At 40.0% G+C, this 2,709-nt stretch carries 6 protein-coding genes; all 6 read left to right on the top strand.

All coding sequences use genetic code 11. From position 1 onward, the window contains the following. Positions 1-221: UDP binding domain-containing protein (locus Q7U95_RS05495; protein WP_308752577.1), on the top strand; the 221-nt coding region annotated here is incomplete at its 5' end. A 422-nt stretch (positions 222-643) separates the two neighbouring features. Further along, entirely contained in the window at positions 644-928 is a 285-nt protein-coding gene (locus Q7U95_RS05500; RefSeq protein WP_308752579.1) for a type II toxin-antitoxin system prevent-host-death family antitoxin, read from the top strand. Next, a complete protein-coding gene (locus Q7U95_RS05505; RefSeq protein ID WP_308752581.1) occupies positions 929-1,189 on the top strand; it encodes a type II toxin-antitoxin system RelE/ParE family toxin in 261 nt (86 codons plus the stop codon). Between the two features lie 441 nt (positions 1,190-1,630). Beyond that, positions 1,631-1,870: an AbrB/MazE/SpoVT family DNA-binding domain-containing protein gene (locus Q7U95_RS05510; protein WP_308752583.1), complete on the top strand. Its 240-nt coding sequence runs from the start codon at positions 1,631-1,633 to the stop codon at positions 1,868-1,870. Then, complete coding sequence (locus tag Q7U95_RS05515; protein WP_308752585.1) at positions 1,870-2,355, top strand: type II toxin-antitoxin system VapC family toxin; 486 nt, start codon at positions 1,870-1,872, stop codon at positions 2,353-2,355. Before Q7U95_RS05510 ends, Q7U95_RS05515 begins: the two co-directional genes overlap by 1 nt. A gap of 118 nt (positions 2,356-2,473) precedes the next feature. Continuing rightward, a partial coding sequence (locus Q7U95_RS05520) for a sugar transferase (protein WP_308752587.1) occupies positions 2,474-2,709 on the top strand: 236 nt, incomplete at its 3' end.

The following is a 2,709-nucleotide window of genomic DNA, read 5'->3' on the forward strand; positions in this document are numbered from 1 at the left end:
AAAAGATGTTTCCAAAGTTGATGTATTTTGAAGATGTCTATGAAACGGTTAAGAATTTTGATGCTTTAATTCTTGTTACAGAATGGAACGAGTACAAAGGGATTGATTTTGCAAAGGTGAAGAACTTGATGAGAAAACCGACAATAATAGACGGACGTAATTTGTTTAATCGGGAAGAACTTGAAAAGCTTGGTTTTCATTACGAGGGTATCGGCAGATAGAAGAAGCGTCTAAAATTTTGTAGTATTTCGCTTCTTCTCGTCATTGCGAGGAGCGATAGCGACGCGGCAATCTCGAGACTGCCACGCCCTTCGGGCTCGCAGTGACGGATGATGTGTCATCATTGTACCTGCCGTGTCTACTGGCAGGCAGGCCGACAGGCAAGAAGCTGGTTTTTCGATTGTTATTGTGAGAAGCGAAAGGTTATTATTTTCGTCATTGCGCCTGCCCGCCGGTGATTGTCTCAGGCAGGTGGTAAGCACGGCGAAGCAATCTCGTATGTAATTGATAACAGCATAGTTTTTTGGTAAATAAATTAGCATATACATCACATAATTTGGCAGATAGTTTATTTTGTTGAAAAAATGTTAAATTATTGCTATTGTTTTCCTTAGGGATACTTTAGGTAAAGGAGGATGTTAAAATGTTAAATGTGCTTGGGTTGCCCTTTATAGGAACCGATAAACTTAGAAAAAAATTAACTTCTCTCATAAAGGATTTAAAGAAAGAGCAAGGCGAGGTAATTGTTACACACCGGGGCGAGCCGGTGGCGGTGCTAACCAGCATTGATAGATATTTGGAAGAGCAACAAGCTTTTAAGGAATTTTCTGACCCAAGCTATATTAAAGCTCTTTTGGAAGCGAAAACTGAGATTAGAGAAGGAAAGGGCATTCCCGCTGAAGAGGTTTTCAAAAAGAAAGGACTTTAAGTGTACGGGGGGATTTTTTCTCGAAGAGCTGAAAGAGCATATTTAAAGTTGCAGCAAAGGGAAGCAAAACGGATTAAAGAAGCAATAATTAAATTGCAAAATGAGCCACGTTGTGCAGGGACAATCAAACTCGAAAATGCGCCGGTGGGGGTTTATCGGTATCGAGTGGGAAATTACCGTATTATATTTGATATAAATGACAACCACAAAGTTCTGGAAATTCTTGATATAACCAAGAGGGATGAGCGAACATACAAATAAGAGCAATGTCAACTCTCCTCGGCATTGTGAACTGTCAATTTTTGTCATTGCGCTTGCCCGCCTCTGGAGGGAGGGAGCGATAGTGACAAAGCAATCTCAAGATTGCCGCGCCCCATAGAACGGGGGCTCGCAATGACGGTGAAAGTGTCATTGCGCCTGCCCGCCGGTGATTGTCTCTTACAGGTAGGCGGGAGGAGCGATAGCGACACCCCCGTCATTGCGAGGGAGCGTAAACGACCGAAGCAATCTCCAAAGAGTAGGATTTTTTGCTGTTTTACTTTTAACAATGGCGGCTTGAGAGGTTTGCATAATTAGGGATTAGATGAGTTGTCTGGTTTTTACTGTAATTTTCCACGATTTTAACATTGCATTACTTGACTATTATTTCCTTATATGATATTTTATGTAAGGAAGTATTTAAATCGTAAGGAGGAAATAAACATGAAGGCTACTGCCGCATCTATTACTTCAAAATACCAAATCACTGTCCCCAAAGAAGTTAGAGCAGACTTGAAGATTCATAAAGGAGATAGGCTGCTCTTTATTAAAATGGAAGGAACATGGAAGTTAAAGAAGGCTCCCTCCCGGTTTGTAGATGCCCTAAAAGAATTAGGGAAAGGTCTTAAAGGAGATGCCGACATTTATCACGAGGAATTTGAAAAAGGCTGGGGAGAAAGATAATGGAGACTTTCTGCATAGATGCAAGCGTTTTTCTCCACGTACTTCTCTCTCGCCACAGTAAAACAAGTAGGGAAAATGTTGAGGCTTCAGAGAAGGTTATTGACCTTTTGCAGGAAGAAAAGATTTTAGCGGTTGCTCCTGCCGTAGTCATGGCTGAAATTAAATGGGTAATTGGCCGAGAAAACAAAAATTTTCCGTCTAAACAGCTTAAGGAAAAATTCGGCGAAATTGACGCTTTATTTTTTCAGTTTCTTAGAAAAAACCTTGAGATTGTAAGTATTGATGTAGATCTCGCTTCGGAGGCGGCTGAATATCGACTTAAATACTACTCGAGACAAAATGATTTTTCGTACAATGACGCTTTATATTTAGCTACTGCTCTTAGGAAAAAGGCAAAATATTTAATAACAACCGATACCCATCTTCTTAAAGTTGAAGAAATAAGTGCCCTTGAACCTATTGGTTTATTGGACTTATACTCTTAATCTTTGATAAAAGTATTTACAGCAGCTGTGGTCCAGAGGACCACCTGTGGTGCAGTTTTACATTTCCCATCTGTTTAAGAGATCATATTGGATAAGTGAAAATATAGGCGGTGGCTTCTTGGAAGAAAATGATTATATTAGGTTGCCCTTAATTAAAATAGTTTTCGATAAAATCCTCGCAATACTTCTGCTCATTTTAACTCTGCCAATTTCATTGTTAATTTGTCTGGCGATAAAACTGGAAGGTCTTTTCGTGCCAAAAAACCGAGGGCCAATTTTTCACTGGGAAGAGAGGGTGAGTCAGGATAAGCCCTTTAATCTATACAAATTTCGAATTCTTAAATTAGGCGCCGG

The organism is Candidatus Oleimmundimicrobium sp. (assembly GCF_030651595.1).
Classification (GTDB): Bacteria; Actinomycetota; Aquicultoria; order UBA3085; family Oleimmundimicrobiaceae; genus JAUSCH01.